The organism is Serratia plymuthica NBRC 102599 (genome assembly GCF_001590925.1).
Lineage (GTDB): Bacteria > Pseudomonadota > Gammaproteobacteria > Enterobacterales > Enterobacteriaceae > Serratia > Serratia plymuthica.
This window is the reverse complement of the sequence record NZ_BCTU01000024.1, coordinates 37,796-64,194: the sequence shown is the minus strand read 5'-3', so window position 1 is coordinate 64,194 and position 26,399 is coordinate 37,796. Positions and strand designations below refer to the sequence as shown.

Sequence of the window (26,399 nt, the reverse complement as noted above, 5' to 3'; positions counted from 1 at the left end):
TTAAGCGTTTTGAACGACCGCTTAGAAGCGGTAGTTGAAGTTGGCGCCGTACAACCAGGCCTTGCCCACCGAATTGAAGGTGTATGGACCTTCTTTGATGGTGACTTTTTGGCCGTGCATGTAGGAAACACCGACGTCGACCGACGCGTCTTTGTTGAACGCGTAGCTGGTACCGGCGCTGATCCACATACGGTCCTGATCCGGGATCGAGATAGAGCGATTCTGGGCAGGCACCGGGCTGTCATCGAACGCGACACCGGTACGGAAGGTCCAGTTGTCGTCGTAGAAGTAGGTGGTACCCAGCGCGATGCGGTAGGCGTCTCTGAAGCCTTCATGCTTCTCGAACAGCGTCTGCCCGTTGTTGCCGGTGGCTTTCAGCTCCTGGAACTGGCTCCAGCTGGTATAAGCCAGGCTGTAGTGGACAGCCCACTGCGGTGCCACTTTGTTGTAGCCCGAGATTTCCCACATTTCCGGCAGGTTCAGGGTCAGCGAGCCTGGAATGGTGTTGCCATCAGTACCCCATGGCAGACCGGTTCTGCCCTGCAATGGGTTCAGACGAGATGGGATGCTACTTTTGTAGTCGCCGTCGAAGTCAACTTTCACTTCTGAGCGGTAAGTTAAGCCATAGCGGTTGTTTTCGTCCACTTCATACAGGATGCCGGCGTTCCAGCCGTAGCCCCATTCGTCACCCTTCAGGTGGGAGATTTGAGTATCAGCGGGCATGCCGAGGGCTGCACCGCTTTCGCCTGCATAACGCTCAAGTTTGGCTTTAGCGTAAACCGCGTCAAAGCCCAGACCGAAGCTGAAGTGCTGGTTCAGGCGATAGGCGCCGCTCAGATTGAGGTTCACCGTGGTCAGGTCGGTTTTGCCGCCGTAAGCGCCCGCGGTGTAACCGTCGTTGAATTCGGTGGCCAGACCAAAGTTGCTGGTGACCGAGCCGCCCACGGCGAATTGATCGTTAATCGGGTGAACATAGTGCAGGTTCGGCACCCAGGCGGTTGGCGCGATGTTTTTGGAATCCAGGCTGGCGCCTGAAGGGGACTTGCCGGTGATGTCCACATCCGGATCGATAAATACCGCACCGATCGAGAATTCTGGTCGGGTGTACATCATCAAAAGGGCCGGGTTGCGGCTGGCGGATGCTGCAGTATCCGCGATGGCGCCTTCACCAGAATACGAACGTCCTAAACCCGCTGATGAGAACTCATTCAGCTGGAATCCTGCGGCAGACACGTTTGAAGAAATAATTGCCACTGCAGCTGCGAGAGCTGATTTAGTAAATAGGTTTTTCTGGCTCATGACCAAAACCTCATTATGTGTTTATTATTTAAACTATGTTACACAAGGTAACAAGGAGCGCGGGATTGTAGGGTCCGTTATCATTCAGACAAATCAGACCAGTGGCTGAATTATAGGTCCGACCTGTTAGGATGTTGCAACTTTGTTTTTGAGATATTTCAATATTGGTATCAAAAAAGAGATCTGCTTAACAAAAAACCAGCAATGCATAACAAATCTCTTACCATTCCTTAGCAGACGACGATTTTTATTTGTGATTTCCATCACTTAAAACACCTATAAAAAGTAAGTGCTAGCGATGGGTTTCGCTGCGGGGTAAAATAAACGCAGAATCTTGCGTCTTTGCGCCAGAAAGTTAATGGCAGTTTGGACTCGCGTAATGGCGGTCCCTGAGGAGAATTAATCATGTCCGATGCAATTAATAAATGCAGCGCCCAAGAAACTGCAGCTTGTTGCTGTGTCGATGTCGGTACCGTGATGGACAACACCGATTGCACTGCATCCTACAGCCAGGTGTTTGCCAATCAACCAGATGCCGAGAAAACGCTGGCTGCGCTGACGGAAAAAGCCCGTGGCGTGGAGTCTGACCCTTGTGACATCAGCAGTAGCATTAAACCGGTTGACGGTGGTGTGCAACTCACTGCGGACTTCACCTTTGCCTGCCAGGCGGAAACACTGATTTTCCAGCTCGGCCTGCGTTAATTCCCGCCCAAAACGGTGCGGGGTAAACCCAGCGCCGCTGCCTCGCCGCTTTCCCCCCAATAGAAAGTTGCTCCTGCTCTCAGTTTTCACTTCTGGCGGTTTGCCAAATGTAAACATTTGGTTAACAATGACCTCATCAGGTCAGACCTCTTTTTGCCCGTTGCGCTGACGTTATTTTTTTCAGGAGCGTTTATGAGTAAGGCACTGCCGTTGGTGACCCGTCACGGTGACCGTATCGCGATTGTAAATGGACTGCGTACCCCCTTTGCCAAACAGGCAAGCGCCTATCACGGCATTCCGGCGGTGGATCTGGGGAAAATGGCGGTGAGCGAACTCTTGGCCCGCAGCGGCATTGATCCGGCGCTTATCGAACAACTGGTATTCGGCCAGGTAGTGCAAATGCCCGAAGCGCCGAATATCGCGCGTGAAATTGTCCTCGGCACCGGCATGAACGTACACACCGATGCGTACAGCGTGTCGCGCGCCTGCGCCACCAGCTTCCAGGCGATTGCCAACGTAGCGGAAAGCATCATGGCGGGCAGCATCAGTATCGGTATTGCCGGTGGCGCCGATTCCTCCTCGGTGTTGCCGATCGGCGTCAGCAAAGCGCTGGCGCGTACGTTGGTGGACGTCAACAAGGCGCGCACTTTGTCGCAACGCCTCAAACTGTTTAGCCGGTTGAGGTTCCGCGATCTGCTGCCGGTGCCGCCGGCGGTGGCGGAATACTCGACCGGCCTGCGCATGGGCGATACCGCCGAACAGATGGCGAAAAGCCACGGTATCACCCGCGAAGAGCAGGATGCACTGGCGCACCGCTCTCACCAACTGGCGGCCAAGGCCTGGGAACAGGGGCTGCTGCGCGATGAGGTCATGACCGCTTATGTGCCGCCGTACCGCGCGCAAATCAGCGAAGACAACAATGTTCGCAAAGACTCCAGCCTGGCGTCATACGCTAAACTGAAACCGGCATTTGACCGCAAACATGGTAGCGTCACTGCGGCCAACAGTACGCCGCTGACCGACGGCGCAGCGGCGGTGCTGATGATGAGCGAATCGCGAGCGAAAGAGCTGGGGCTGCAACCGCTGGGCTACCTGCGCAGTTTTGCTTTTTCCGCCATCGACGTGTGGGAAGACATGTTGCTGGGGCCATCCTACGCCACGCCGTTGGCGCTGGATCGCGCCGGTATTGGCCTGGCCGACCTGACGCTGATTGACATGCACGAAGCTTTCGCCGCGCAGACGCTGGCAAACCTGAAGATGTTCGCCAGCGATGAATTCGCCCAACAAAAGCTGGGGCGCAGCAGGGCGATTGGCACAGTGGATATGGATAAATTTAACGTCTTGGGTGGCTCGATCGCCTATGGCCACCCGTTTGCCGCTACCGGCGCGCGCATGATCACCCAAACGTTGCACGAGCTGAAACGCCGTGGCGGCGGATTGGGGCTGACCACCGCCTGCGCGGCCGGAGGGTTAGGGGCCGCAATGATTGTAGAGGTGGAATGATGAGCTTTGAAAACGCATTGCATGAACAGCGGGCCAAACCCTCGGCTTTTCAACTGACGCTGCGCCCGGACAACATCGGCGTGATTACCATCGACGTCCCGGGTGACAAGGTCAATACGCTGAAAGCCGAGTTCGTCGAGCAGGTGAATGACGTACTGATCCGCGCGCAACAGCATACTGCGCTGGAAGGGCTGGTGATTATTTCCGGCAAGCCGGATTCGTTTATCGCCGGGGCGGACATCACCATGATTGCCGCCTGCACCAGCGCCAAAGAGGCCGAAACGCTGGCGAAGAAAGGGCAAAGCACGCTGGCGCAGATCGCCGCTTTCCCGGTGCCGGTGGTGGCGGCTATTCACGGCGCTTGCCTGGGGGGAGGGCTGGAACTGGCTCTGGCCTGCCATGGTCGCGTTTGTTCGCTGGATGACAAAACCGCTCTCGGCTTGCCGGAAGTTCAGCTTGGTCTGCTGCCAGGCTCCGGCGGCACTCAGCGATTGCCGCGGTTGATCGGCGCCAGCAAGGCGCTGGACATGATGCTGACCGGCAAGCATATCCGTGCGCGTCAGGCGTTGCGGATGGGATTGGTGGACGATGCGGTGCCGCAGGCGATTTTGTTGCAGGCCGCCATTGAACGGGTCAAGCAGGGTTGGCAGAGCCGGCGTGCACTGCCGTGGCAGGAGCGCTTGCTCAACGGCCCTCTGGGGAAAAGCCTGTTGTTCAGCATTGTGCGCAAAAAAACGCTGGAGAAAACCCACGGCAACTATCCGGCGGCGGAAAAAATCATTCAGGTGGTGCGTACCGGCCTGGACAGCGGCAGCACCAGCGGCTATGAAGCCGAAGCGCGGGCCTTCGGCGAACTGGCCATGACGCCGCAGTCGGCGGCGTTGCGCAGCCTGTTCTTTGCCTCTACTGCCTTGAAGAAAGAGCGCGGCGGCAATGCCCAACCTCATGCGCTGCATCGCGTCGGCATTCTGGGCGGTGGCCTGATGGGCGGCGGGATTGCCTGCGTAACCGCCACGCGCGGCGGCCTGCCGGTACGAATTAAAGACGTGAATGAAACCGGCATCACCCACGCGCTGAAATACAGCTGGGATGTGCTTGGCAAGCGGGTGCGCAGCAAACGCATGCGCCCGGCGGAACGGCAAAAACAGATGATGCTGATCTCCGGCTCGACCGATTACACCGGCTTTGAACGGGTGGATATCGTGGTGGAGGCGGTGTTTGAGGATCTGGCCCTGAAGCAGAACATGGTGGCCGAGATTGAACAGCACGCCGCGCCGCATACCATTTTCGCCTCCAATACCTCGTCGTTGCCGATTGGCCAGATTGCCGCCAAAGCGCAGCGGCCGCAGCAGGTGATCGGCCTGCATTATTTCAGCCCGGTCGACAAAATGCCGTTGGTAGAGGTGATCCCTCATGCTTCTACCAGTGAGGAAACCATTGCCACCACCGTGGCGCTGGCGCACAAACAGGGCAAGACGGCCATCGTGGTCGCCGATCGCGCCGGTTTTTACGTCAACCGCATTCTGGCTCCTTATATAAATGAAGCGGCGCGCTGTCTGCTGGAAGGCGAACCGATCGAATCGCTGGACAAGGCGCTGGTGGATTTCGGTTTCCCGGTGGGGCCGATTACCCTGCTTGATGAAGTGGGCATTGATGTAGGCACCAAGATTATCCCGGTGTTGGTGGAACAGCTAGGGCCGCGTTTCGCCGCGCCGGCCGCCTTCGATGCGGTACTGAAAGACGGGCGCAAAGGGCGTAAAAACGGCCGGGGTTTCTACCTGTATCCGAGCGAAGGTCAGCAACGTCAGCGGGGCAAGCGCGCCGATACTTCGGTATATCTTCTGCTGGGTATCACGCCGAAGTCGCATTTGCAGCCGGCGGTCATCGCCCAGCGCTGCGTAATGATGATGTTGAATGAAGCGGCGCGTTGCCTGGAAGAAGGCGTGATCCGCAGCGCACGCGATGGGGATATCGGCGCGGTCTTCGGTATCGGTTTTCCGCCGTTCCTCGGGGGGCCGTTCCGTTATATGGACGAGCTCGGCGCAGAGAAGGTGGTTAAAACGCTGCAATACCTGCAGCAGCAATACGGCGAAAACTTTGCCCCCTGCGAACGCTTGCAGCGCATGGCGCAGCAGGGCGAACGCTTTTATCCGCAAGGGGAGTGAGCGGCGCGGCGCCCTGATTTGTACTAGAGTTGGATCAGGGCGCAGTGTGATCGTTATCACTCCTTGAAATACCTGCAATCCTGGGCGCTATACAGGGAGATAGCGACGGGGTAACGTAACCGGATAGCGCCGAAAGACTGATCGCCATCAATAAGTTTCATGATGGAAAGGTTAAAATTTAACCCGTTGAATTGGTTGTTATGTGAGCGCCATATTCATGTCAGGACGATGTTGATGTAAAAAACAGCGTTTTCTTTACGTGAACTTTCAGGCAAAATGCCCGGCCGCCATAAAAGAGACGGCGCGTTATCGTTTCAAAGCTTTTGCTTTGGGGTTGTAAAACTCGGCGATACAGCACGCTCGGCGTTTCTGTATAGCGTTATTTTGTCAACAACAGCGGTGCAATATGCAAGTTTTGATTATGCGTCACGGAGAGGCGGCACTTGATGCGGCCAGCGATTCGGTAAGACCTCTTACCCTTTGTGGCCGTGATGAGTCACGTCAGATGGCGGCCTGGTTAAACACCAAGTCTGTGGATATTGAACGAGTACTGGTCAGCCCCTACCTGCGGGCCGAACAGACGCTGGAAACGGTGCGCGAAGCCTTGGCGCTGCCGGAAAGCGAAGAAGTGCTGCCTGAGCTGACGCCGGGCGGTGATGCCGGTCTGGTGGGGAGTTATCTACAGGCGCTGGCGCAGCAGGGGGTCAGCTCCGTGTTGATCGTCTCCCACTTGCCGCTGGTGGGTTATCTGGTTGCCGAACTCTGTCCGGGCGAATGCCCGCCGATGTTTGCGACCTCCGCGATCGCCAATGTCGATCTGGCGGCCGACGGCAGCTACGGCAAGTTTGAATGGCAGGTCAGCCCGTCGCAGGTGATGGCTAAAGTGTAGGACGCCGTGTCTTGGGTCCCATCAGAAAAGGGCGATGTTTAACATCGCCCTTTGTCATTTTTGCCGTTTACTCGGCCAGTTCGACCAGCAACAAAATCGCCGCGTTGCCGCCCCATTCCTTGGGAGCCTGGTGGAACGCCAGTACGTCAGGGTGCTGCGCCAGCCACAGCGGCGTCTGCTGTTTGAGAATGTGCTTGCCGTGGCCGTGCATGACGCAGGCGCAGTGCACATGTTCACGCTTGCAGGCGGCAATCAGTGCGCCCAGCTCCTGCTTGGCCTGCATTTGGGTCAGGCCGTGCAGATCGAGAAACAGGTCTGGTGAATAATCGCCGCGCCGCAATTTTTTTAGCTCAAACGCGCTGTAGCCGGGACGCACGTAGCGTGTCGGTCCTTCCTCTTCCAACTGCGGTTGGTATTCATCCGAGAAATAATAGCTGGCATCCACCTGTTCCTGCAGCAGGCGCTGCGGCGCCATTTGCCGGGTTTTTGGCCTGGGTTTGGGGTGGACAACGGTATCCTGACGCAGTTTTTTTGCGCTTGCTATCGACTCTCTGAAGAGCTGCAATTCATCTTTGCTCAGAGGGTGCTTGTTCTTCATTTTTTATTCACCGGAAATCATTTATCACGACAGTTTACCGTGTCGCGGGTATCTGTCGACGCAAAACTCCCGTCCGAATGAAAATGAGAATGTCTTAACGCGACTATTGCTGCTGATTTGTCGCGGGCTTCATGGCAAACTATGCGGCTAAATCATGAATCACAGTGCCTGCCGGAGGGCAAATTGGACAAAATTTTCGTCGACGAAGCAGTGAATGAACTGCACACCATTCAGGATATGCTGCGCTGGGCGGTGAGCCGCTTCAATGCCGCCAATATCTACTATGGTCACGGAACTGATAATCCGTGGGACGAAGCGGTGCAATTGGTGCTGCCAACCCTGTTCCTGCCGCTGGATATTCCAGAGGACATGCACACCGCACGTTTGACCTCCAGCGAGCGCCATCGCATCGTTGAACGCGTGATTCGCCGCGTCAACGAGCGCATCCCGGTAGCTTACCTGACCAACAAAGCCTGGTTCTGCGGCATGGAGTTCTATGTCGATGAACGTGTGCTGGTGCCGCGTTCGCCGATTGGCGAACTGATCAACGATCACTTCAGCGCGCTTATCCCGCACCCACCGCGCCACATTCTGGACATGTGCACCGGCAGCGGCTGCATCGCCATCGCCTGCGGTTACGCTTTCCCGGAAGCGGAAGTGGACGCGGTGGATATCTCCAGCGACGTGCTGGCGGTGACCGAGCGCAATATTCAGGCGCATGGCGTCGAGCATCAGGTTATCCCGATCCGTTCCGATCTGTTCCGCGACGTTCCCGCGATCCAGTACGATCTGATCGTCACCAACCCACCGTATGTGGATGCGGAAGACATGTCCGATCTGCCGCAGGAGTTCCGCTTTGAACCGGAACTGGGCCTGGCGGCGGGCAGCGACGGCCTGAAGCTGGTGCGCCGCATTCTGGCCTGCGCGCCGGATTACCTGAGCGACGACGGCGTGCTGATTTGTGAAGTGGGCAACAGCATGGTACATCTGATGGAACAATATCCGGATATTCCGTTCACCTGGCTGGAGTTTGACAACGGCGGTGACGGCGTATTCATGCTGACCAAACAGCAACTGGTCGATTGCAAAGAACACTTCAGCATCTACCGCAGCTAAGACTTCTTCGGGCCTGTTCTGACGGGCCCACAAAGATAATCATTAACGGTAAGGAGCCGTGATGGCAGGAAACAGTATTGGGCAAATTTTCCGCGTCACCACATTTGGTGAATCTCACGGTGTGGCGCTGGGATGTATCGTAGACGGTGTACCGCCGGGTATTCCGCTTACCGAAGCCGATTTGCAGCACGATCTGGACCGCCGCCGTCCGGGGACTTCGCGCTATACCACTCAACGCCGCGAACCGGATCAGGTGCGCATTCTTTCCGGCGTGTTCGAAGGCGTGACGACCGGCACCAGCATCGGGCTGATGATTGAAAACACCGACCAGCGTTCGCAGGACTACGGCGCCATCAAAGACGTGTTCCGTCCGGGCCATGCAGATTACACCTACGAGCAGAAATACGGCGTACGCGATTACCGTGGCGGCGGCCGTTCTTCGGCGCGTGAAACCGCGATGCGCGTAGCGGCCGGGGCGATAGCCAAGAAATACCTGCAACAGAAATTCGGCGTCCAGGTGCGCGGCTATCTGGCGCAGATCGGCGACGTGGTCTGTGAACTGAAAGATTGGGATCAGGTCGAACAGAACCCGTTCTTCTGCCCGGATCCGGACAAACTGGAAGCGCTGGACGAACTGATGCGCGCGCTGAAAAAAGAGGGTGACTCGATCGGCGCCAAGGTCAGCGTAGTTGCCGAAAATGTGCCGGTGGGCCTCGGTGAACCGGTGTTTGACCGCCTGGACGCCGATCTGGCGCATGCGTTAATGAGCATCAACGCGGTAAAAGGCGTGGAAATCGGCGACGGTTTTGCCGTGGTGACCAAGCGCGGCAGCGAAAATCGCGACGAAATCACGCCTGAAGGTTTCCAGAGCAACCATGCGGGCGGCATTCTCGGCGGTATCAGCAGCGGCCAACCGGTGGTCGCTCATCTGGCGTTGAAACCGACCTCCAGCATCATGGTGCCGGGCCGTACCATCAATCGCCAGGGCGAAGCGGTAGAAATGGTTACCCGTGGCCGTCACGATCCCTGCGTAGGCATTCGCGCGGTTCCGATCGCCGAAGCGATGATGGCGATTGTGCTGATGGATCACCTGCTGCGCCAGCGTGCGCAAAACGGTGATGTGGTTTCTAACGTTCCGCGCTGGTAATTGCGATGAAAAACTGGATGTTAGGCATCGTTGCCCTGATGGCGTCAGGTTCTGTCATGGCGTTGACGCCGTGGCAGAAAATCGATCATCCGGTGGCCGGTGCGCCACAGGCGATTGGCGGTTTTGCCAATGGTTGTATCGTCGGTGCCCAGCCGTTGCCGCTGAACTCACCGGATTATCAGGTGATGCGCCCCGATCAGCGCCGCTATTTCGGTCACCCCGATCTGCTGGCGTTCATTCAGCGCCTGAGCAGCAAAGCCAACCAAAAAGCGCTGGGCACGGTGCTGATCGGTGATATGGCGATGCCGGCCGGCGGGCGCTTTAGCAGCGGTCACGCCAGCCATCAGTCCGGGTTGGATGTCGACATCTGGCTGCAACTGCCGCGCCAGCGCTGGAGCGCGCAGCAACTGCTAAAACCGCAGCCGATCGATCTGGTTTCCGGCGACGGCAAACAGGTCGTGGCGCGTCAGTGGCAACCGCAGATTGAATCTCTGATCAAAATGGCGGCGCAGGATGCGGAAGTGACGCGCATCTTCGTCAACCCGGCGATCAAGCAACGCCTGTGTCTGGATGCCGGCGCCGACCGCGACTGGTTGCACAAGGTGCGGCCGTGGTTCGGCCACCGCGCGCACATGCACGTGCGTCTGCGTTGTCCGGCAGGCAGCCTGGAGTGTCAAGAACAAGATACCCCGCCGCCGGGCGATGGTTGTGGGGCGGAGCTGGCGAGCTGGTTCGTGCCGCATCAACCCAGCGCCAAACCGGGCAAGCCGGTCCCACCGCCATTGCCACCTTCCTGTCAGGCTTTGTTGGATAACCATTTCGCAGCGGAATAATAAATGGATTGGTTCGTCGTTGGCCCCGAGATGCTCGGGGTTTTGTTCGTGGTGGCGTTGCTGGCGGGTTTTATCGATTCCATTGCCGGAGGCGGCGGCCTGCTGACCGTGCCGGCGCTGCTGGCGGTGGGGGTTTCCCCGGCGCAGGCGCTGGCAACCAACAAGTTGCAGTCGGTGGGCGGTTCGTTTTCCGCCAGCCTGTACTTTATCCGCCGGCGGGCGGTGGATCTTAACGATCAGAAACTGACGATCCTGCTGGCGCTGATCGGCTCCATCGCCGGGGCGATTCTGGTGCAGCATATGCGCGCCGATCTGCTGCGACAAATGCTGCCGCTGCTGGTGATTGGCATAGGTCTGTACTTTTTGCTGACCCCGCGTCTGGGGGAAAGCGATCGTCAGCGCCGCCTGAGCGCGTTGCCGTTCGGGTTGGTGGCCGGTGGCTGCGTCGGTTTTTATGACGGCTTCTTCGGCCCCGGCGCCGGTTCGTTCTATGCGTTGGCCTACGTGACCTTGTGCGGCTTCAATCTGGCCAAATCCACCGCGCACGCCAAGGTGCTGAACTTCACCTCCAACGTTGGCGGCCTGACGTTTTTTATCATCGGCGGCAAAGTGGTGTGGGGCATTGGCCTGGTGATGCTGGTAGGGCAGGTGCTCGGTGCGCGTCTGGGCGCACATATGGTGATGACCCGCGGGCAGAAGCTGATTCGGCCCATGATCGTCATCGTCTCGCTGGTGATGAGTTGCAAACTGTTGTACGACAACCACGGCGCGGAAATTCAGCAGTGGCTGGCGCTGCATATTTAGCATGCCGGAAGATCGCTAAAGTGGAATAATTACCACTTTATTTTTGTGGTTATAGAGTTTTTATTTATGTCAGACACACAGACTACCCATCAATACGAGCAGCTGATTGATATATTTAATCAATGCTTTAGCGAAGACTACAACACGCGGTTGGTCAAGGGCGATGATGAGCCGATTTACCTGCCGGCCGACGATGAACTGCCGTACCACCGCATCGTTTTTGCCCATGGCTTTTACGCCAGCGGCCTGCATGAGATCTCGCACTGGTGCATTGCCGGTGAAGAACGCCGCAAATTGGTGGATTTCGGCTACTGGTATTGCCCGGATGGGCGCGATGCGCAAACGCAAAGCGAATTCGAAGCGGTAGAAATCAAACCGCAGGCGCTGGAGTGGATGTTTTGCATGGCCGCCGGTTTCCCGTTTAACGTCAGCTGCGATAATCTCAACGGCGACTGCGAGCCGGATCGTATCGCCTTCCAGCGCAAGGTGCGCGACCGGGTGCTGTCACTGCTGGAACAGGGAATACCCACAAGACCCGCGCGCTTTATTCAGGCGTTACAATCGTTCTACAATACGCCCCCGCTGGCCGCCGGGCATTTTCCCTATCCGGAAGATTTCTGTTAACGCCACAGCTTGCTATTTAAAGAGGAAATTTGATGATCGCAGAATTTGAAGCGCGCATTCTGGCGCTGATTGATGACATGGTAGAGCACGCCAGCGATGATGAACTGTTTGCCGGTGGCTACCTGCGCGGTCATCTGACGCTGGCGGTGGCAGAGGCGGAAGAGCACGGCGAGCACACCGCCGAAGCGCTGAAAGCGCGGGTGGAAAACAGTCTGCACAAAGCCATCACCGCCGGTGAGTTGTCGCCGCCGGACCAGATTTTGGTGCGCGGCATGTGGGAAAATCTGTACCAGACCGCACTGCCGACCGCCTGATGCCCATCACAGGGCGCTTCAAAAGCGCCCTGCAACTTCTGCATTAAACCGCACGCCCCTTTAGCAATTTTCTCACCCACATCCGGTTCGGATTCAACGCCGCCAGCATCTCCGCGTCGCCCGGCAAGGGTTCGCCAAACAGCTGCGCCGCCAGGATCTCTGCCGCCAGCGGTGCCGAACACAGCCCGCGTGAACCCAGTGCGCCAAGAACAAACAGGTTGAGATAAAGCGGGGCGTCCGCCACGGTTTCACCAAGCTGACGGCGGCGTTGCAAATCCTGATACTGCGTCAGCGTGGCCTGATAGTCCGGCACTGCGCCAATCATCGGCAGGTGATCGCGGGTAGCGCTGCGCACGCCGCAGCGGGCATGGTGCGCGCTGACGTCCACCTCTCGTGGCCATGCTTGTTCCGGCAGGCAGCGCAACAGACGCGCTCGGTTATCCTGCTGCTCTTCCTCGCGGTATTCAGTGGCGGTATCGCCGCGCTGGTAACTGGCGCCGATACAGTGCTGTTGATTATGAGCATTGACCGGCGTCAGGTAGCCGTCGTAGCACAGCACCTGCTTCAATTCGCTCAGCGCCGGGGTGGTAGGAATATGGGAAACCTGGCCGCGTACCGCGTACACCGGCAGCGCTTCACTTTGCGCCAGCTCGGAAAGGCGATGGCCATTGGCCAGGATCACCGTGGCATGCCTGCGGGTTTCGCCATTGCCGAAGCCGAGCTGCCAATTGCCGTCTGTGTGTATGAGGTTGTTTAGGTTGTACTCGTAATGGCAATGCATCCCCTGACGTTGCGCCAACGCAATGGCTCCCTGCGTCAGTTCAGCCGGGCATAGCCAACCGCCTTGCGGGTAGCTGACGCCGCCAAAACCGCTGTCTACGCCGCACAGCGCGCTGAGCGTGGCGCGATCGGCCGGTGCCGCCAGCGCCGAAGGCCATTCAACCGCCACTATATTGGCAATTTTCCCGGCACTCTTCTCATCAAAGGCCAACTGGCTGACGCCGCACCATTGATGATCGAATGCCACGTCTTGTTGCAACAGCGCATCGTACTGGCGGCGGGCAAACGGGAAGGCGGCGCTGAAAAAGGTTTCCAGCGCGTCACCGCGGCCGTTCAGCAACGGATAGAGCGCACCCTGACGGTTGCCCGATGCGCCTTCGGCCGGTTGCGGATCGGCGCAGTACAGCGTTACCTTCGCGCCACGGCGCAGCAGGGCGAGGGCGGTAAGCGCGCTGGCGATGCCGCCGCCGATGATGGCGATATCGTCAGTGTTTTCCGCCGCCGGGCGCAGGAACCAGGGCGCGGGATGCGGCAAGGCCGGTGCATGGGCGGGTAACTCGCCGATCAGCATTTCGCGTTTCTGACCGAAACCTTTGCTCTTTGCTACCTCAAAACCCGCCTGTTGCAACCCACGCCGTACAAAACCTGCTGCGGTAAAAGTGGCTAAGGTACCTCCCGGCCGGGCGAAACGCGCCATGGCGGCGAACAGCTGCTCAGTCCACATATCCGGGTTTTTCGCCGGCGCAAAACCATCGAGGAACCAGGCGTCGACCTGGTGATTCATGCTGGGGTCAAAGTGCGGCAGCAGCGCGTTGACGTCGCCGAACCACAGATCCAGCGTAATGCGGCCCTGAGCCAGCAGCAGGCGGTGGCAGCCCGGCAACGGCAGCGGCCACTGAGCGCGGAGCTCATCGGCATAGGGGGCCAGTTCCGGCCAGCGTGCGTGCGCGGCCGCCAGATCGGCGTGCAACAGCGGGAATTTTTCAAAACTGATGAAATGCAACCGTTGCAGCGGGGCATCTTGCATTGCAGCACGAAAACCGGCAAACGCCTGCCACAGGGTTAAAAAGTTGAGCCCGGTGCCAAAGCCGGTTTCCGCGACGATAAACAGCGGGCGCGGGTGCTCGCTAAAACGCTGCGGTAGCCGGTTGCCCTTGAGAAATACGTAACGGGTTTCTTCCAGCCCATCCTGATTAGAAAAGTAGACGTCATCAAACTGTTTCGAAACAGGTGTACCCTGTTCGTTCCAGGATAACGCTGCGGTTTGGATCGGGGCGTGGCTCACGGTTAGTTGCTCGTAACTCAAGGGGTGACGGGATTCTAACGGGGCTGGCGAAATGGCGCAAACTGGATAAGAATAAAGCTGAAAAACGCTGATCGGACTTGTTCGGCGTACATCTGTACGCTAAAGTGCGATGCAAAATCCCGAATGTAAAATTGTGGAAGAGGTACTGAATGAAACGTGCAGTGATTACTGGCCTGGGAATCGTCTCCAGCATTGGTAACAACCAGCAGGAGGTCCTGGCGAGCCTGCAGGAAGGACGTTCTGGGATCACTTTCTCCCAGGAGCTGAAAGATTCCGGCATGCGTAGTCACGTATGGGGCGATGTTAAACTGGACACTACCGGTCTGATCGACCGTAAAGTGATGCGTTTTATGAGCGACGCGTCCGTTTATGCCTATCTTTCCATGGAAGAAGCTATCAAGGATTCCGGCCTGGCTGCCGATCAGGTTTCCAACGATCGCACCGGTCTGGTGGTTGGCTCTGGTGGCGGCTCTCCGCGCAACCAGGTTGCCGGTTCCGACGGCATGCGCGCCAAAGGCCTGCGCGGCGTTGGTCCTTATATGGTGACCAAGGCCATGGCTTCAGGCGTTTCCGCTTGCCTGGCAACCCCGTTCAAAATTCGTGGCGTTAACTACTCCATCAGCTCTGCCTGCGCAACCTCTGCACACTGCATCGGTCACGCGGTGGAATTGATCCAACTGGGCAAGCAGGACGTGGTCTTTGCCGGCGGCGGTGAAGAACTGTGCTGGGAAATGGCCTGTGAGTTCGATGCGATGGGCGCACTGTCCACCAGCTACAATGAAACCCCTGAAAAAGCTTCCCGTACTTACGACTCTGCGCGTGACGGTTTCGTCATCGCCGGTGGCGGCGGTATGGTGGTGGTTGAAGAGCTGGAACACGCTCTGGCGCGCGGCGCGCACATCTATGCGGAAATCATCGGCTACGGTGCGACTTCCGACGGTGCTGACATGGTAGCGCCTTCGGGCGAAGGCGCAGTGCGCTGCATGAAGATGGCGCTGCAAGGCGTTGATACCCCAATCGATTACATGAACGTGCACGGCACCTCCACGCCGGTGGGCGACGTGAAAGAGCTGGGCGCAATCCGTGAAGTGTTTGGCGACAACACTCCGGCCATCTCTTCCACCAAGGCCATGACCGGTCACTCTCTGGGCGCCGCGGGCGTGCAGGAAGCGATCTACAGCCTGCTGATGGTTGAGCACGGCTTTATCGCGCCGAGCATCAACATCGATAATCTGGATGAGAAAGCCGCTGGCATGAACATCGTGACTCAGCCGACCAAACGCGAGCTGACCACCGTGATGTCCAACAGCTTCGGTTTCGGCGGCACCAACGCCACGCTGGTCATGCGTAAGCTGCAAAAGTAATTTAGCCGTAATCCATGCCAGTTGATCAAGCCCGCTTCGCAGCGGGCTTTTTACTGCCTGTCGCTGCCCGTTCAGAGTTATCCCAAATTACATCTTTTGACGGATCATTAACGCCTCGTTCAGCCTTTTACGCATACAATAGCCCGATAACGCGATTATCACTCGGCGTAGCGTTTTCAGAGTGATCGAACCTTGAGGCATGAGTATGAAAAAGTTAATTGCGGTTGGGTTGCTGTCAGTGTTTCTGGCGGGGTGCGCGACTGAGTCACCTTGTGTCCCGGTTTATGACGATCAGGGGCGTTTGGTGCACACCAACACCTGCATGAAGGGCACGACGCAGGATAATTGGGAAACCGCGGGCGCTATCGCCGGCGGTGCGGCGGCGGTTGCCGGCCTGACGCTGGGTATTATCGCGTTAACCAAATAATCGTCTGTCGGTGAATGTCCCCGCCAAAAGCTCAGCCATTGCTGGGCTTTTTCTTTGGGCGATGAGCCGCCAGTTGATTGAAGTCATGGTATTTTTATTTCTGGTTCGCTGACGGATACCGCTTTGTCAGCGGGTGTAAATTCCATTCCTGCGCCTGCCCTGGGTCGATATACTCCCGCTATCTCATCCGTTGGAATGATCTGATGTCGGCTTTGACGTCCATATCCTTATCCATGCACCGTCTGCGCTTCGCTAAAAAGCGGGCCTGTGCATGGTTATGGGTCGTCAGCTGGCTGTTGTTGAATACCCAGCTGGCGCTGGCCAGCCATAACTGCAACCTGCAGTTCAGCGGCGAAGCGCCGATGGCACAGCATATGATGCATATGCAAAACAGCGTGCCGTCGCAGCAGCAGATACAGGCCCAAGAGCCGCTATGCGAGAAACACTGCGTACCTGAGTCAGCCCAACAGGATCACACCAACCTGACGTTAGCTGCTTTGCCCACCAGCGGCGAATTGGCCGTCATTACGCCTTTCCCGTCACGTTCTACCTCGTCCAATACCTGGCAAACGCCGCCAATAACAGGCCCGCCGGCAGAGATTGTTTTCTGCCGGTTCCGTGAATAGCTCTGACAACCGCTTTGCCGTCCCCGACGGTTTTCCGCGTTTGTTAACTATTTTATGGAGTACCCGTTATGCGTAATGTATTTGTCGCCGTAGTGTTCACCCTGTTTTTTGCCTTTACCGCCAGTGCTGCCGATAGGGCGATGCAGGATCCTGCCGCCAAACCGACCGTCGAAATCCACAGTCAGGGCATCATCAAAGCCTGGGATGTGCGGAAGGTGTCCATCGCTCACCAGGCCATTCCTGCGCTTGATTGGCCGCCAATGACCATGAGTTTCCTGCTCCCTCCAGCACCTTCCTTCGCCGCATTGCCGGTGGGTACCGCGGTTGACTTCAGCTTCCTGCCGATCGACGGCGGTTACCGGCTGATCGCTGTCGCTGCCGCTCGGCAATAACGGAGGCACCATGACCATTATCATTTCTCACCCTCTACGGGTGGGCTGGCTGCTGCTCGCCTGTTGGGCACCGGTCTCTCAGGCGGCGGAACTGACCTTACAGCAGTCGCTGACGGCGGCGGAAGGTTATTCTGCGGAACTGTCCGCCAATCGGCATCAGGTGAACGCCTTGCAGAACATGGCGGATTCGGCGATGCAGTTGCCCGATCCCAAGCTGAAGTTCGGTATTGAAAATGTGCCGGTGCAGGGCGGTAACGCCCAGCGTTTTACCCGCGAAGGCATGACCATGGGGCGAATCGGCATCATGCAGGATTACGTCAGTGGCACCAAACGTCAGCGTAAAGCGGACACCCTGCGTGCCGAAGCCAGCCAGACAGATGCAGGTAGCGCCACCATTCGCGCTCGTCTACAGCAACAAACTGCGCAGGCGTGGCTGGCGCTGGCGTTGAGCCGACAAACCTTGAGTGATGCCTCAGCGCTGGTGGCGGAGAGTGAACGTCAGATCGCCACTCAGCATGCTGCCGTGGCCGGCGGTGGAACGCCTGCGAGCGGCGTACTGGACGCCAGGCTGACGCTGCTGAGCATGCAGGATCGCATCAGCGAGGCGCAGCGTGACGTTGCTGTCGCGCAGGCACGCCTGGCGCAACTGACCGGCCTGTCTGCAACGGATACTGCCGGGGCGATGCCGCGCTTTGAGCGTTTACCGGCCGACAGCGACGTATTGCGGCAGGCCATCAGGCAGCATCCCGAAGTGCTGCAAGCCAGCCGCGAGGCTGACGTTGCCAAAGCGCGCTCGGCTCAATCAGCGGTGGCGGCAATACCGGATGTCGGTGTTGAGGTGTATTACGGCAAGCGTGCCGACGATTACGAGGATCTGGCCGGGGTGATGTTTACCGTCGATTTGCCGTTGTTCCGCGCACAGCGGCAGGACAAGGACTATGCCGCCGATGTTTCCCGCAGCATGGAGGCCAACGATCGGTTGACGCTGTTGATCCGTGACCATCAGGCACAACTCGATACGCTGTTGGCGCAGTATCAGGCAGCGCAGGCGCAGTGGCAGCGCCAGCAACGTCAGGTCATTCCCCTGCAGCAACAGCGAGTGAGCCTGTTGTTAGCGCAATATCGCAGCGGTAAAAACGACCTGTCTGCGGTGCTGGAAGCTCGGCGGGCGCTGCTCGACAGCCGCCTCAGCGCCGGTAAGGCCGCCAGGGAACTGGCGCAGATTTGGGCCGCCATTCGCTATCTCACCCCTCAGGAATCGATGCAATGAAAATACAATTCAAGCTGGCGCTGTTAGCGGCGCTGATCGGCAGTGGGCTGGCGGGATACTGGTTTGGCGCAGCGGGGGGAGACGCGCCCGCGCCGGCCGCCAAGAGTGAGCGACAGGTGCTTTATTGGTACGACCCGATGATGCCGGGACAGCGTTTTGACAAACCGGGTAAATCGCCTTTTATGGATATGCAACTGGTGCCGCGCTATGCCGATGAGGCAGAGCCCGAGGGCGGCGTGACCATCAGCGCCCGCCAACAGCAGAACCTGGGCGTTCGCACCGAAGCTGCGCAATTGCGCCAACTGGAGCCGCAACTGAGCGCTTTCGGCAGCGTCGCGACCGATGAACGTGGAGTTCAGATTATCGCTGCCCGCGCCAACGGGCTGGTGGAAAAACTCTACGTGCGTGCCAGCCAGCAACAGGTGAAAAAGGGCGAAGCCTTGGCGCAGCTGTGGATCCCCGACTGGAGTGCGGCGCAGCAGGAGTATCTGGCGGTACGCCAACTGGGAGACACCGCGTTAAGCGCCGCCGCACGCCAGCGGTTGCAGCTGCTGTTTATGCCCGAGGGGGTGATTCGGCAGGTGGAGCGCACGGGTAAACCCGAGCCGCGCGTCAAGATCACGGCACCGGGAAATGGGTTTGTGAATAAGCTCAGCATTCTGGAAGGCGCTCAGGTCACCGCCGCGCAGGGGCTGTTTGAGATAGCCAGCCTTGATCCGGTGTGGATCGTTGCTGATTATCCGCAGGCGCAGGCCGGATTGCTGAAAGTAGGCGATAAGGTGCAGGCCGCCTCCGTCAGTTGGCCTGGTGAAAGATTTGAAGGCGAGGTGAGCGAACTGCTGGCCAATGTCGATCCGCTGACCCGAACCTTCAAAGCGCGCATCCTGCTGAAAAATCCTCAGCAAAAACTTCGGCCGGGCATGTACCTGCAACTCACGCTGTCGCACAGTACCCTCGGTCAGCCGGTGTTGGCGATACCGCAGGAGGCGCTGATCGGCAGCGGCGATCGCAATAGGGTGTTGCTCGCCGAAGGCAATGGGCATTTCACGCCGGTTGAGGTGGTGGCCGGGCGTGCACAGGATGGCTGGGTGGAAATCAAACGCGGGCTGAGCGTCGGACAACAAGTGGTGACCTCCGGCCAGTTCCTGATCGACTCCGAAGCCAACATGCGCAGCGCCCTGCCGCAGATGGCGGCGCAAACTGAGCTGAAACAGTACCAGGCCGAGGGGGTGGTCGATGCCGTAAGCGAGAGCGCCATAACGCTCTCCCACGGCCCCGTGCCGGAGCTGCAGTGGCCGGCGATGACCATGGATTTTGCCCTGCCGTCGGCGGGGTTGCCGGCCGGCATCAAGCCTGGCGACAGGGTGAAAATCGATTTTACCGTTGATGACCAAGGTTCGCATATCAGTCAGATTGTGCTGACGGGCGCTGCGCATGGGGGCCATTTATGATTGCTTTCGTGATCCGTTGGTCGTTGCGCAACCGGCTATTGGTGCTGCTGGCTTCGGTGTTGTTGGCTGGATGGGGCGTTTGGGCATTGCAGAAAGCGCCGCTGGATGCATTGCCGGACCTGTCTGACGTACAGGTGATTGTCCGTGCCTCTTACCCCGGTAAGGCACCGCAAGTGATTGAAGATCAGGTTACCTATCCGCTGACCACCACGCTACTTACGGTGCCGGGAGCCAAAACGGTGCGTGGTTTTTCCATGTTTGGCGACGCTTACGTCTACGTGCTGTTTGAGGATGGCACCGATCTTTACTGGGCACGCTCGCGGGTGTTGGAGGCGCTGAGCCAGGTGCAATCCTCGCTGCCGGCGCAGGTGAAGGTGGCTCTGGGGCCGGACGCCACCGGTGTCGGCTGGGTTTACGAATATGCTCTGGTGGATAAAAGCGGGAAACATAGCCTGGCCGACTTGCGCGCGCTACAAGACTGGACGCTGAAATTTGAACTGAAAACCGTCCCTAACGTGGCTGAAGTGGCCAGCGTCGGCGGTATGGTTCGTCAGTATCAGGTGGTACTGGACCCGCCAAGCCTGCGCGCGCTGAATATCACGCATCAACAGGTGGTGAGTGCCATTCAGGATGCCAACCAGGAAGGCGGCGGCGCAGTGCTGGAGATGGGGGAAGCGGAATATATGGTGCGGACCTCGGGCTACCTGAAAAAGCGGAGTGACTTTGCCAACGTGGTGATTACCGTGCGTGACGGCGTGCCGATCCTGCTTTCGCAAGTGGCGACGTTGCGCGAAGGGCCGGAGATCCGCCGTGGTGTGGCTGAGCTGAATGGCGAGGGCGAAGTGGCGGGCGGCATCGTAGTGATGCGCTACGGTAAAAATGCGCTGGAGACCATTAACGCGCTGAAGGTGAAGCTGCAGGAAGTTCAGCAGACCTTGCCGCCCGGTGTGGAAATTGTGACAGTGTACGACCGCTCCCAACTGATTGAACACGCGATTGAAACCTTGTCCCACAAGCTCCTTGAGGAGTTTATCGTGGTGGCCTTGGTGTGCACGCTGTTCCTGTTCCATTTCCGCTCGGCGCTGGTGGCGATGATCACGCTGCCGCTGGGCATTCTGGGTGCTTTTGTGGTCATGCATTATCAGGGCGTCAACGCCAATATCATGTCGCTGGGCGGGATAGCTATCGCGATTGGTGCCATGGTAGACGCGGCGATCGTCATGATTGAGAACATGCATAAGGTGCTGGAGCAGTGGCGGCAACGCCATCCCGGGCAGCAGCCGACGTCAACGGATTATTGGCGCATTTCAGAGCAGGCGGCGGTGGAAGTAGGGCCGGCGCTGTTTTGCAGTTTGCTGATTATCACGCTGTCCTTCATTCCGGTGTTCACCCTGCAGGCGCAGGAAGGGCGGATGTTCTCCCCGCTGGCTTATACCAAAACCTACGCCATGGCGGTGGCCGCTGGCCTGGGCATTACGCTGGTGCCGGTGCTGATGGGCTACTTTATTCGTGGCCGTATTCCCGACGAGCATGCCAACCCGATTAACCGCTGGCTGATCCGCCTGTACCAACCGGTGTTGGCGGCGGTGTTGGCGCGGCCGAAAACTACGCTCGGGGTTTCGTGCTTATTGCTGTTGTTGACGGCATATCCGCTTAGCCGATTGGGCAGCGAGTTTATGCCGCAGCTTGATGAAGGCGATCTGCTTTATATGCCATCGTCATTACCGGGCATGTCGGCGCGTGAGGCGAGCAGGTTGCTGCAACTGACCGACCGGCTGATCAAAACCGTGCCGGAAGTGGCGACGGTATTCGGCAAGGCGGGGCGGGCGGAGAGCGCGACCGATCCCGCGCCGTTGACCATGCTGGAAACCACCCTTCGCTTCAAGCCGCGCGACCAGTGGCGGCCGGGTATGACCATGGACAAATTGGTGGCGGAGCTGGACGCGGTGGTCAAGGTGCCGGGCATTGCCAATGTTTGGGTTCCGCCGATCCGTAATCGGTTGGACATGTTGGCCACCGGGATAAAAAGCCCGGTTGGCATCAAGGTGAATGGCAATAACATGGCCGACATCGAGCGGATTTCCGGGCAGATTGAGCAGGTGGTAAAACAGGTGCCGGGTGTCACCTCGGCGCTGGCGGAGCGCATTACCGGCGGCCGCTACGTGGACATTGATATCGATCGCCAACGCGCCGCACGCTACGGCGTTTCGGTGAAAGAGCTGCAATCCATGGTGGCGACCTTGGTGGGGGGGGAAAACATTGGCGAAACCGTCGAAGGCCGGGCGCGTTATCCGATCAATGTGCGCTACCCGCGTGAGGTGCGTGATTCGGTGCAGCAACTGCAGGCGTTGCCGGTGTTGACCGCCGGCGGTGGTCAGGTGCCATTGTCGATGTTGGCGGACATTAGTGTCACGGAAGGACCACCGATGCTGAAAAGTGAAAACGCGCGGCTCTCCAACTGGATTTATGTCGATCTGCGCGGACGGGATCTCAAATCGGCGGTGGAAGAGATGCAACGGGCGGTCGCGCAGCAGGTTAAGTTGCCGGCGGGCGTGTCGTTGAGCTGGTCCGGGCAGTTTGAGTATCTGGAACGTGCCAGCGCCCAATTGAAAATCGTACTGCCGGTGACGTTGGCGATCATTTTCGTGCTGCTGTTTGTTACCTTCAGCAGCGTGCGTGATGCGCTGTTGATCATGGCGACGCTGCCGTTTGCGCTCATAGGCGGCGTGTGGCTGCTGTATCTGCTGAACTACAACCTTTCGGTGGCCGGGGCGGTGGGCTTTATTGCACTGGCGGGGGTGGCGGCGGAATTTGGCGTGATCATGGTGCTGTACCTGAATCATGCGCTGGAAAAACACCGCCAGCCGGGGCAACCGCTCACCCGAAAACAGCTGATGGACGCCATCGCCGAGGGGGCGGTATTACGGGTGCGGCCAAAAGTGATGACCGTCGCCACCATCATGGCTGGGCTATTACCGATCATGTGGGGCAACGGCGCAGGCTCTGAAGTAATGCGCCGCATTGCGGCCCCGATGATTGGCGGGATGCTCAGTGCACCGTTGTTGTCGATGCTGGTCGTCCCGGTGGTCTACTTATTGTTGCATCGCAAAGGATGATGGCGCGGGGCGCAGTGTGCTGCGTCCCGCTTTTACGAAACGAAGACTACTTCGCCAGAAACGCTTTGAACTGCGGCGTCATCACGGCGCTGAAACCTTCATCGGTTTTGCTGATCAGGTACACCGCCAGCCCTTTTTCCTCCGCCAGCTTCAGCGCTTTTTCCGTCCCCAGCACCATCAACCCGGTATCCCAGCCGTCCGCTTCCAGCGTGGTTGACGCTATCACCGTGGCGGAGACCAGCCGGTGGGTGATGGGCCGGCCGGTAACGGGATCGATAACGTGCGAATAGCGCTGGCCATTCTGTTCGAAGTAGTTGCGATAGCTGCCGGCGGTACTGATGCCGTAGCCTTGCAGATCGACCAGCGCCTGCACCGCATTTTCCCTGTCGGTCGGTTTTTGGATCGCCACCCGCCACGGCTTGCCCTGGCCGTTGACGCCGCGTGAGGACACCGCGCCGCCGACCGACACCAGATAGTTGGTGATACCGTTGCGCGCCATCAGTTTAACCAGCTGGTCAACGCCGTAGCCTTCACCCAGGGTCGAGAGATCGACATACATGTTCGGCAGATCTTTCTGCAGCCACTCCCCACGGCTGTCGCTGAGCAATTTGAGATGCTGCAGGCCAATATTTTTTTGCGCGGCTTCAATCTGCTGCTGCTCCGGTACCTTGACGGCGCGTTTGTCCGGGCCAAAACCCCACAGATTCACCAGTGGGCCGACGGTAATATCCATCGCACCCTGCGTATCGCGGCCGATGCGCTGGGCCGTCAGGATAATATCCGCCATCCCGCGCGGGATGGGTTGCGGGTCGGTACTGTGCGATTGATTGAAGCGCGACAGCACCGACGCGGGGCGGTAGGTGGAAATATCATCGTTGGCCTGTTCGAGCAAGGCGTCGACCTGCTGTTGCAGCAACGGTTTGCTGATCTTGATGTCACCGCTGATTTTGACGCTGTAGAAGGTGCCCATGGTTTTGCCTTCGAGGTCGATCTGCGAACGGGTTTCCTGATCGTTACAGGCGGCAAGCAGGCTGAGCGCGGTGCTCAGCAACAGCCCTTTGGCGATAGCGTTGACCATGAAAAATCCTTAGAAACGTAGAAAGGCGCTACAAATAAAGTAAAGCGCGGTAAATGAAAAGCGCAGAAAGGTAAAATAGCATTTTGCTGGCGTTGACGTCGCGCTTCGGCTAACGTCTGGCTCCTGATTCCAGATTGATTTTTGAAGCGATGACCATGAGTTCAAACGCCGCTGCCCGGCTGATCCAACCGTTCCTGAAAGATCGTTTCCTGCATATCCTGCTGTTGGCCGGTGTGGTGATGGCCGCCCTAAACCCGCAGCAGTTACCCGCACTAGCCGGTTTTATCGACTGGCGCACCATTATTACCCTGCTGGGGCTGATGCTGTTGACCAAGGGCGTTGAGGTCAGCGGCTATTTTGATTTTGTTGGCCGTAAAATCATTAACACGTTGCGCAGTGAACGGTGGCTGGCGCTGTTTTTGGTGTTTTCCGCCGCGCTGCTGTCTTCGTTCCTGACCAATGACGTGGCGCTGTTTATCGCCATCCCGTTGACCATCACGCTAAAAAAACTTTCCTCGCTGCCGATCAGTCGGCTGATTATCTTCCAGGCGCTGGCGGTCAACGCCGGCTCGCTGTTAACGCCGATCGGCAATCCGCAAAACATTCTGCTGTGGAGCAAGTCGTCGCTCTCTTTCCTGGGGTTTATCATTCAGATGGCACCCTTTGGCGCGGCGATGATGGTCAGCCTGCTGGCCCTGACCTGGTTCAGCTTCCCGGCGCGGGATATCGTAAAGGCACCGCATACTGAGGGCTATCCCTATCAGCGGCCGCTGTTGCTGAGCTGCGTGGCACTGTACGCAATTTTTCTGCTGTGTCTGGATGTCGGCTTGCCGCTGTACGGCTTGTTGGCGGTGTTTGCCGGTTTCTTGCTATTGGCGCGCCGGGTGCTGTTGCAGATCGACTGGAGCCTGATTTTTGTCTTTATCGCCATGTTTATCGACGTCGGCTTGTTTACCCAATTGCAGGCGATTCAGCCCTGGTTCGCCGATATCGCCCGGCTTGGTGACGGCGGCATTTACGCATTGGGGATTGGGCTGTCGCAGATCATCAGCAATGTGCCGGCGACCATTTTGCTGCTCAACTACGTGCCTTCCAGCCAACTGGTGGCCTATGCGGTGAACGCCGGGGGCTTTGGGCTGGCGATTGGCTCGCTGGCGAACCTGATTGCGCTGCGCATGGCGGGGGAGCGCAAGATCTGGCTGAAATTCCATTACTACTCGCTGCCATTGCTGGCCTGGGGTGCGCTGCTCGGCTGGCTATTGGCCTGACACCGGCCGCGCTTTGCTGCGCGGCCAACGCTTTTCTAACCACGCGCCGCCAGCAAACAAATGCTGCGGGTCACCTGATAAGATTTCACAAAGGAACTGATCGGCAGAAACTCGAAACGCGAATGGAAATTGTGCGCGCCGGTGAAGTAGTTCGGCGTCACCACGCCACGGCTGGACAGCGCTGCACCGTCAGTGCCGCCGCGCATCGGGATCACCTTCGGCGGAATGCCGTGTGCGGCGAGGGCGCCGAAAATCAGTTCGATGGCGCGCTTGTCTTCACCGATTGAATTGCTGATATTGCTGTAGATATCCGTAACGCTGCAGCTCACCCTGGCGCGCGGGTAGTTCGCCGCCACCTGCCGCACCACCTCCTGAATACGCGCTTTCCGCGCATTGAAAGCGACCAGATCGAAATCGCGAATCGACACTTTTAGCGTGGCGAGATTGGCGTTGGCGGTGATGTCGTTGAACCAGAAATAGCCTTCGCGCCCCTCGGTATGTTCCGGGGTATCCAGGATATCGAACTGATTGATGATGTCGGTGGCGATGCGAATCGGGTTGATCAGCACGTTCTTCGCCGACATCGGGTGCGCAGTCACGCCCTCGATACGGATCTCCGCCGCCGCCGCATTGAAGTTTTCATAAACCACTTCGCCCAGTTCACAGCAGTCGATGGTGTAGGCGAAATCTACGTCAAAGCGCGCCAAATCCAGCGCTTTGGCACCGCGCAGGCCGATCTCTTCATCCGGCACAAAGGCCACCACAATGTCGCCGTGGCGGTCTGTGGCGCTCAGGTTAGCCAGCAATGTCATCACGACAGTAACCGCCGCCTTGTTATCGGCGCCGAGCACGCTGGTGCCGTCGCTGAAAATAATGTCTTCGTTCGGATAGGCCTGGATCTCCGGATGTTCGGCGGTGCGCAGCCAAATGTCGTGCTCCGCGTTCAGGCAGAGATCCTGGCCGCTAAAGTGCAGGCGCTGAGGATGTATATGCGCCGACAGGCCGACGTCGACGGTATCGATATGGGTAATAAAACCGATGCGCGGCGCACCGGGTTGGTTGCCGGGTTTGCGGGCGGTCACGGTGGCATGCTCGTCGATTTGCACGTCCTTCAGCCCCAGTTGGCGCAACTCGGCTGCCAGCAACTTTGCCATATCATGCTGGCCGGGCGTGCTGGGCAGGGCGTTGACGGCGGCATCGCTCTGGCTGGTGACCGCCAGATAACGAAAGAAACGTTCGGTAAGCTGTTCGGCAATGGCGCTGGTCATGCGGGTTCCTCTCGATAAGCTGTCTATCGGTTTTAATGCTAAATCAGCCGGTTGTCCAT

At 58.3% G+C, this 26,399-nt stretch carries 23 protein-coding genes; 18 read left to right on the top strand and 5 right to left on the bottom strand.

The window, feature by feature from the left end; all coding sequences use genetic code 11:
• Nucleotides 1–21: 21 nt before the first annotated feature.
• Entirely contained in the window at nt 22–1,299 is a 1,278-nt protein-coding gene (gene fadL, locus SPL01S_RS16540; protein ID WP_063201305.1) for a long-chain fatty acid transporter FadL, read from the bottom strand.
• Nucleotides 1,300–1,704: 405 nt separating this feature from the next.
• On the opposite strand from fadL, the gene SPL01S_RS16535 reads away from it, so the two are divergent.
• The 4 genes from SPL01S_RS16535 (at nt 1,705) to sixA (ending at nt 6,558) form a co-directional block, all read left to right on the top strand.
• Nucleotides 1,705–2,001 (top strand): YfcZ/YiiS family protein, encoded by a 297-nt coding sequence (locus SPL01S_RS16535; protein WP_004947502.1) that lies wholly within the window; start codon nt 1,705–1,707, stop codon nt 1,999–2,001.
• Nucleotides 2,002–2,193: 192 nt separating this feature from the next.
• The gene (fadI, locus tag SPL01S_RS16530; RefSeq protein ID WP_063201303.1) at nt 2,194–3,504 is read left to right on the top strand and encodes an acetyl-CoA C-acyltransferase FadI; all 1,311 of its coding nucleotides are present in this window, start codon (nt 2,194–2,196) and stop codon (nt 3,502–3,504) included.
• Nucleotides 3,504–5,669, top strand: coding sequence for a fatty acid oxidation complex subunit alpha FadJ (fadJ, locus tag SPL01S_RS16525; protein WP_063201486.1), 2,166 nt, complete (start codon nt 3,504–3,506; stop codon nt 5,667–5,669). The genes fadI and fadJ overlap by 1 nt, the downstream gene beginning before the upstream one ends.
• Before the next feature lie 406 nt (nt 5,670–6,075).
• Nucleotides 6,076–6,558 (top strand): phosphohistidine phosphatase SixA, encoded by a 483-nt coding sequence (gene sixA / locus SPL01S_RS16520; protein WP_004947495.1) that lies wholly within the window; start codon nt 6,076–6,078, stop codon nt 6,556–6,558.
• A gap of 67 nt (nt 6,559–6,625) precedes the next feature.
• Here the strand turns inward: sixA and smrB are convergent, their stop codons facing one another.
• Nucleotides 6,626–7,156: an endonuclease SmrB gene (smrB, locus tag SPL01S_RS16515; RefSeq protein WP_006326965.1), complete on the bottom strand. Its 531-nt coding sequence runs from the start codon at nt 7,154–7,156 to the stop codon at nt 6,626–6,628.
• A gap of 183 nt (nt 7,157–7,339) precedes the next feature.
• Here smrB and prmB point away from each other — a divergent pair, with 183 nt between their 5' ends.
• The 6 genes from prmB to SPL01S_RS16485 all read left to right on the top strand — a co-directional run bounded on the left by prmB (nt 7,340) and on the right by SPL01S_RS16485 (nt 11,994).
• On the top strand, nt 7,340–8,272 hold the full coding sequence (gene prmB / locus SPL01S_RS16510) for a 50S ribosomal protein L3 N(5)-glutamine methyltransferase (protein ID WP_006326964.1): 933 nt from the start codon (nt 7,340–7,342) through the stop codon (nt 8,270–8,272).
• A 61-nt stretch (nt 8,273–8,333) separates the two neighbouring features.
• A complete protein-coding gene (aroC, locus tag SPL01S_RS16505; protein ID WP_062868136.1) occupies nt 8,334–9,419 on the top strand; it encodes a chorismate synthase in 1,086 nt (361 codons plus the stop codon).
• 5 nt (nt 9,420–9,424) lie between these two features.
• Nucleotides 9,425–10,252 carry a penicillin-insensitive murein endopeptidase gene (mepA, locus tag SPL01S_RS16500; RefSeq protein ID WP_063201301.1) on the top strand — a complete coding sequence of 276 codons (828 nt, stop codon included), beginning with the start codon at nt 9,425–9,427 and terminating at the stop codon, nt 10,250–10,252.
• A gap of 3 nt (nt 10,253–10,255) precedes the next feature.
• Nucleotides 10,256–11,056, top strand: a complete 801-nt coding sequence (locus tag SPL01S_RS16495; protein WP_062868135.1) for a sulfite exporter TauE/SafE family protein — start codon at nt 10,256–10,258, stop codon at nt 11,054–11,056.
• 66 nt (nt 11,057–11,122) lie between these two features.
• Entirely contained in the window at nt 11,123–11,680 is a 558-nt protein-coding gene (locus SPL01S_RS16490) for an elongation factor P hydroxylase (protein ID WP_062868134.1), read from the top strand.
• 32 nt (nt 11,681–11,712) lie between these two features.
• Nucleotides 11,713–11,994, top strand: a complete 282-nt coding sequence (locus SPL01S_RS16485; protein ID WP_013813937.1) for a YfcL family protein — start codon at nt 11,713–11,715, stop codon at nt 11,992–11,994.
• A gap of 43 nt (nt 11,995–12,037) precedes the next feature.
• Here SPL01S_RS16485 and mnmC read toward each other — a convergent pair whose 3' ends face one another.
• Nucleotides 12,038–14,059, bottom strand: a complete 2,022-nt coding sequence (gene mnmC / locus SPL01S_RS16480; protein ID WP_063201299.1) for a bifunctional tRNA (5-methylaminomethyl-2-thiouridine)(34)-methyltransferase MnmC2/FAD-dependent 5-carboxymethylaminomethyl-2-thiouridine(34) oxidoreductase MnmC1 — start codon at nt 14,057–14,059, stop codon at nt 12,038–12,040.
• 170 nt (nt 14,060–14,229) lie between these two features.
• Between mnmC and fabB the strand changes: the two genes are divergently transcribed.
• From fabB to SPL01S_RS16445, 7 genes are all read left to right on the top strand, one after another.
• Nucleotides 14,230–15,444, top strand: coding sequence for a beta-ketoacyl-ACP synthase I (fabB, locus tag SPL01S_RS16475; protein ID WP_062868132.1), 1,215 nt, complete (start codon nt 14,230–14,232; stop codon nt 15,442–15,444).
• 205 nt (nt 15,445–15,649) lie between these two features.
• On the top strand, nt 15,650–15,871 hold the full coding sequence (locus tag SPL01S_RS16470; protein ID WP_004947462.1) for a putative periplasmic lipoprotein: 222 nt from the start codon (nt 15,650–15,652) through the stop codon (nt 15,869–15,871).
• A 203-nt stretch (nt 15,872–16,074) separates the two neighbouring features.
• Nucleotides 16,075–16,497, top strand: a complete 423-nt coding sequence (locus tag SPL01S_RS16465) for a hypothetical protein (protein ID WP_063201297.1) — start codon at nt 16,075–16,077, stop codon at nt 16,495–16,497.
• 68 nt (nt 16,498–16,565) lie between these two features.
• The gene (locus tag SPL01S_RS16460) at nt 16,566–16,889 is read left to right on the top strand and encodes a copper-binding protein (protein ID WP_006326952.1); all 324 of its coding nucleotides are present in this window, start codon (nt 16,566–16,568) and stop codon (nt 16,887–16,889) included.
• A gap of 10 nt (nt 16,890–16,899) precedes the next feature.
• Complete coding sequence (locus SPL01S_RS16455; protein ID WP_063201294.1) at nt 16,900–18,159, top strand: TolC family protein; 1,260 nt, start codon at nt 16,900–16,902, stop codon at nt 18,157–18,159.
• Complete coding sequence (locus SPL01S_RS16450; protein WP_063201292.1) at nt 18,156–19,610, top strand: efflux RND transporter periplasmic adaptor subunit; 1,455 nt, start codon at nt 18,156–18,158, stop codon at nt 19,608–19,610. Before SPL01S_RS16455 ends, SPL01S_RS16450 begins: the two co-directional genes overlap by 4 nt.
• The gene (locus SPL01S_RS16445; protein WP_020439507.1) at nt 19,607–22,726 is read left to right on the top strand and encodes an efflux RND transporter permease subunit; all 3,120 of its coding nucleotides are present in this window, start codon (nt 19,607–19,609) and stop codon (nt 22,724–22,726) included. The genes SPL01S_RS16450 and SPL01S_RS16445 overlap by 4 nt, the downstream gene beginning before the upstream one ends.
• A gap of 46 nt (nt 22,727–22,772) precedes the next feature.
• Here SPL01S_RS16445 and apbE read toward each other — a convergent pair whose 3' ends face one another.
• Nucleotides 22,773–23,804 carry an FAD:protein FMN transferase ApbE gene (gene apbE, locus SPL01S_RS16440; protein ID WP_063201290.1) on the bottom strand — a complete coding sequence of 344 codons (1,032 nt, stop codon included), beginning with the start codon at nt 23,802–23,804 and terminating at the stop codon, nt 22,773–22,775.
• Nucleotides 23,805–23,959: 155 nt separating this feature from the next.
• Here apbE and SPL01S_RS16435 point away from each other — a divergent pair, with 155 nt between their 5' ends.
• A complete protein-coding gene (locus tag SPL01S_RS16435; protein WP_062869704.1) occupies nt 23,960–25,072 on the top strand; it encodes an SLC13 family permease in 1,113 nt (370 codons plus the stop codon).
• 35 nt (nt 25,073–25,107) lie between these two features.
• Here the strand turns inward: SPL01S_RS16435 and pepT are convergent, their stop codons facing one another.
• Nucleotides 25,108–26,340 carry a peptidase T gene (pepT, locus tag SPL01S_RS16430; protein ID WP_063201288.1) on the bottom strand — a complete coding sequence of 411 codons (1,233 nt, stop codon included), beginning with the start codon at nt 26,338–26,340 and terminating at the stop codon, nt 25,108–25,110.
• Nucleotides 26,341–26,399 lie beyond the last annotated feature (59 nt).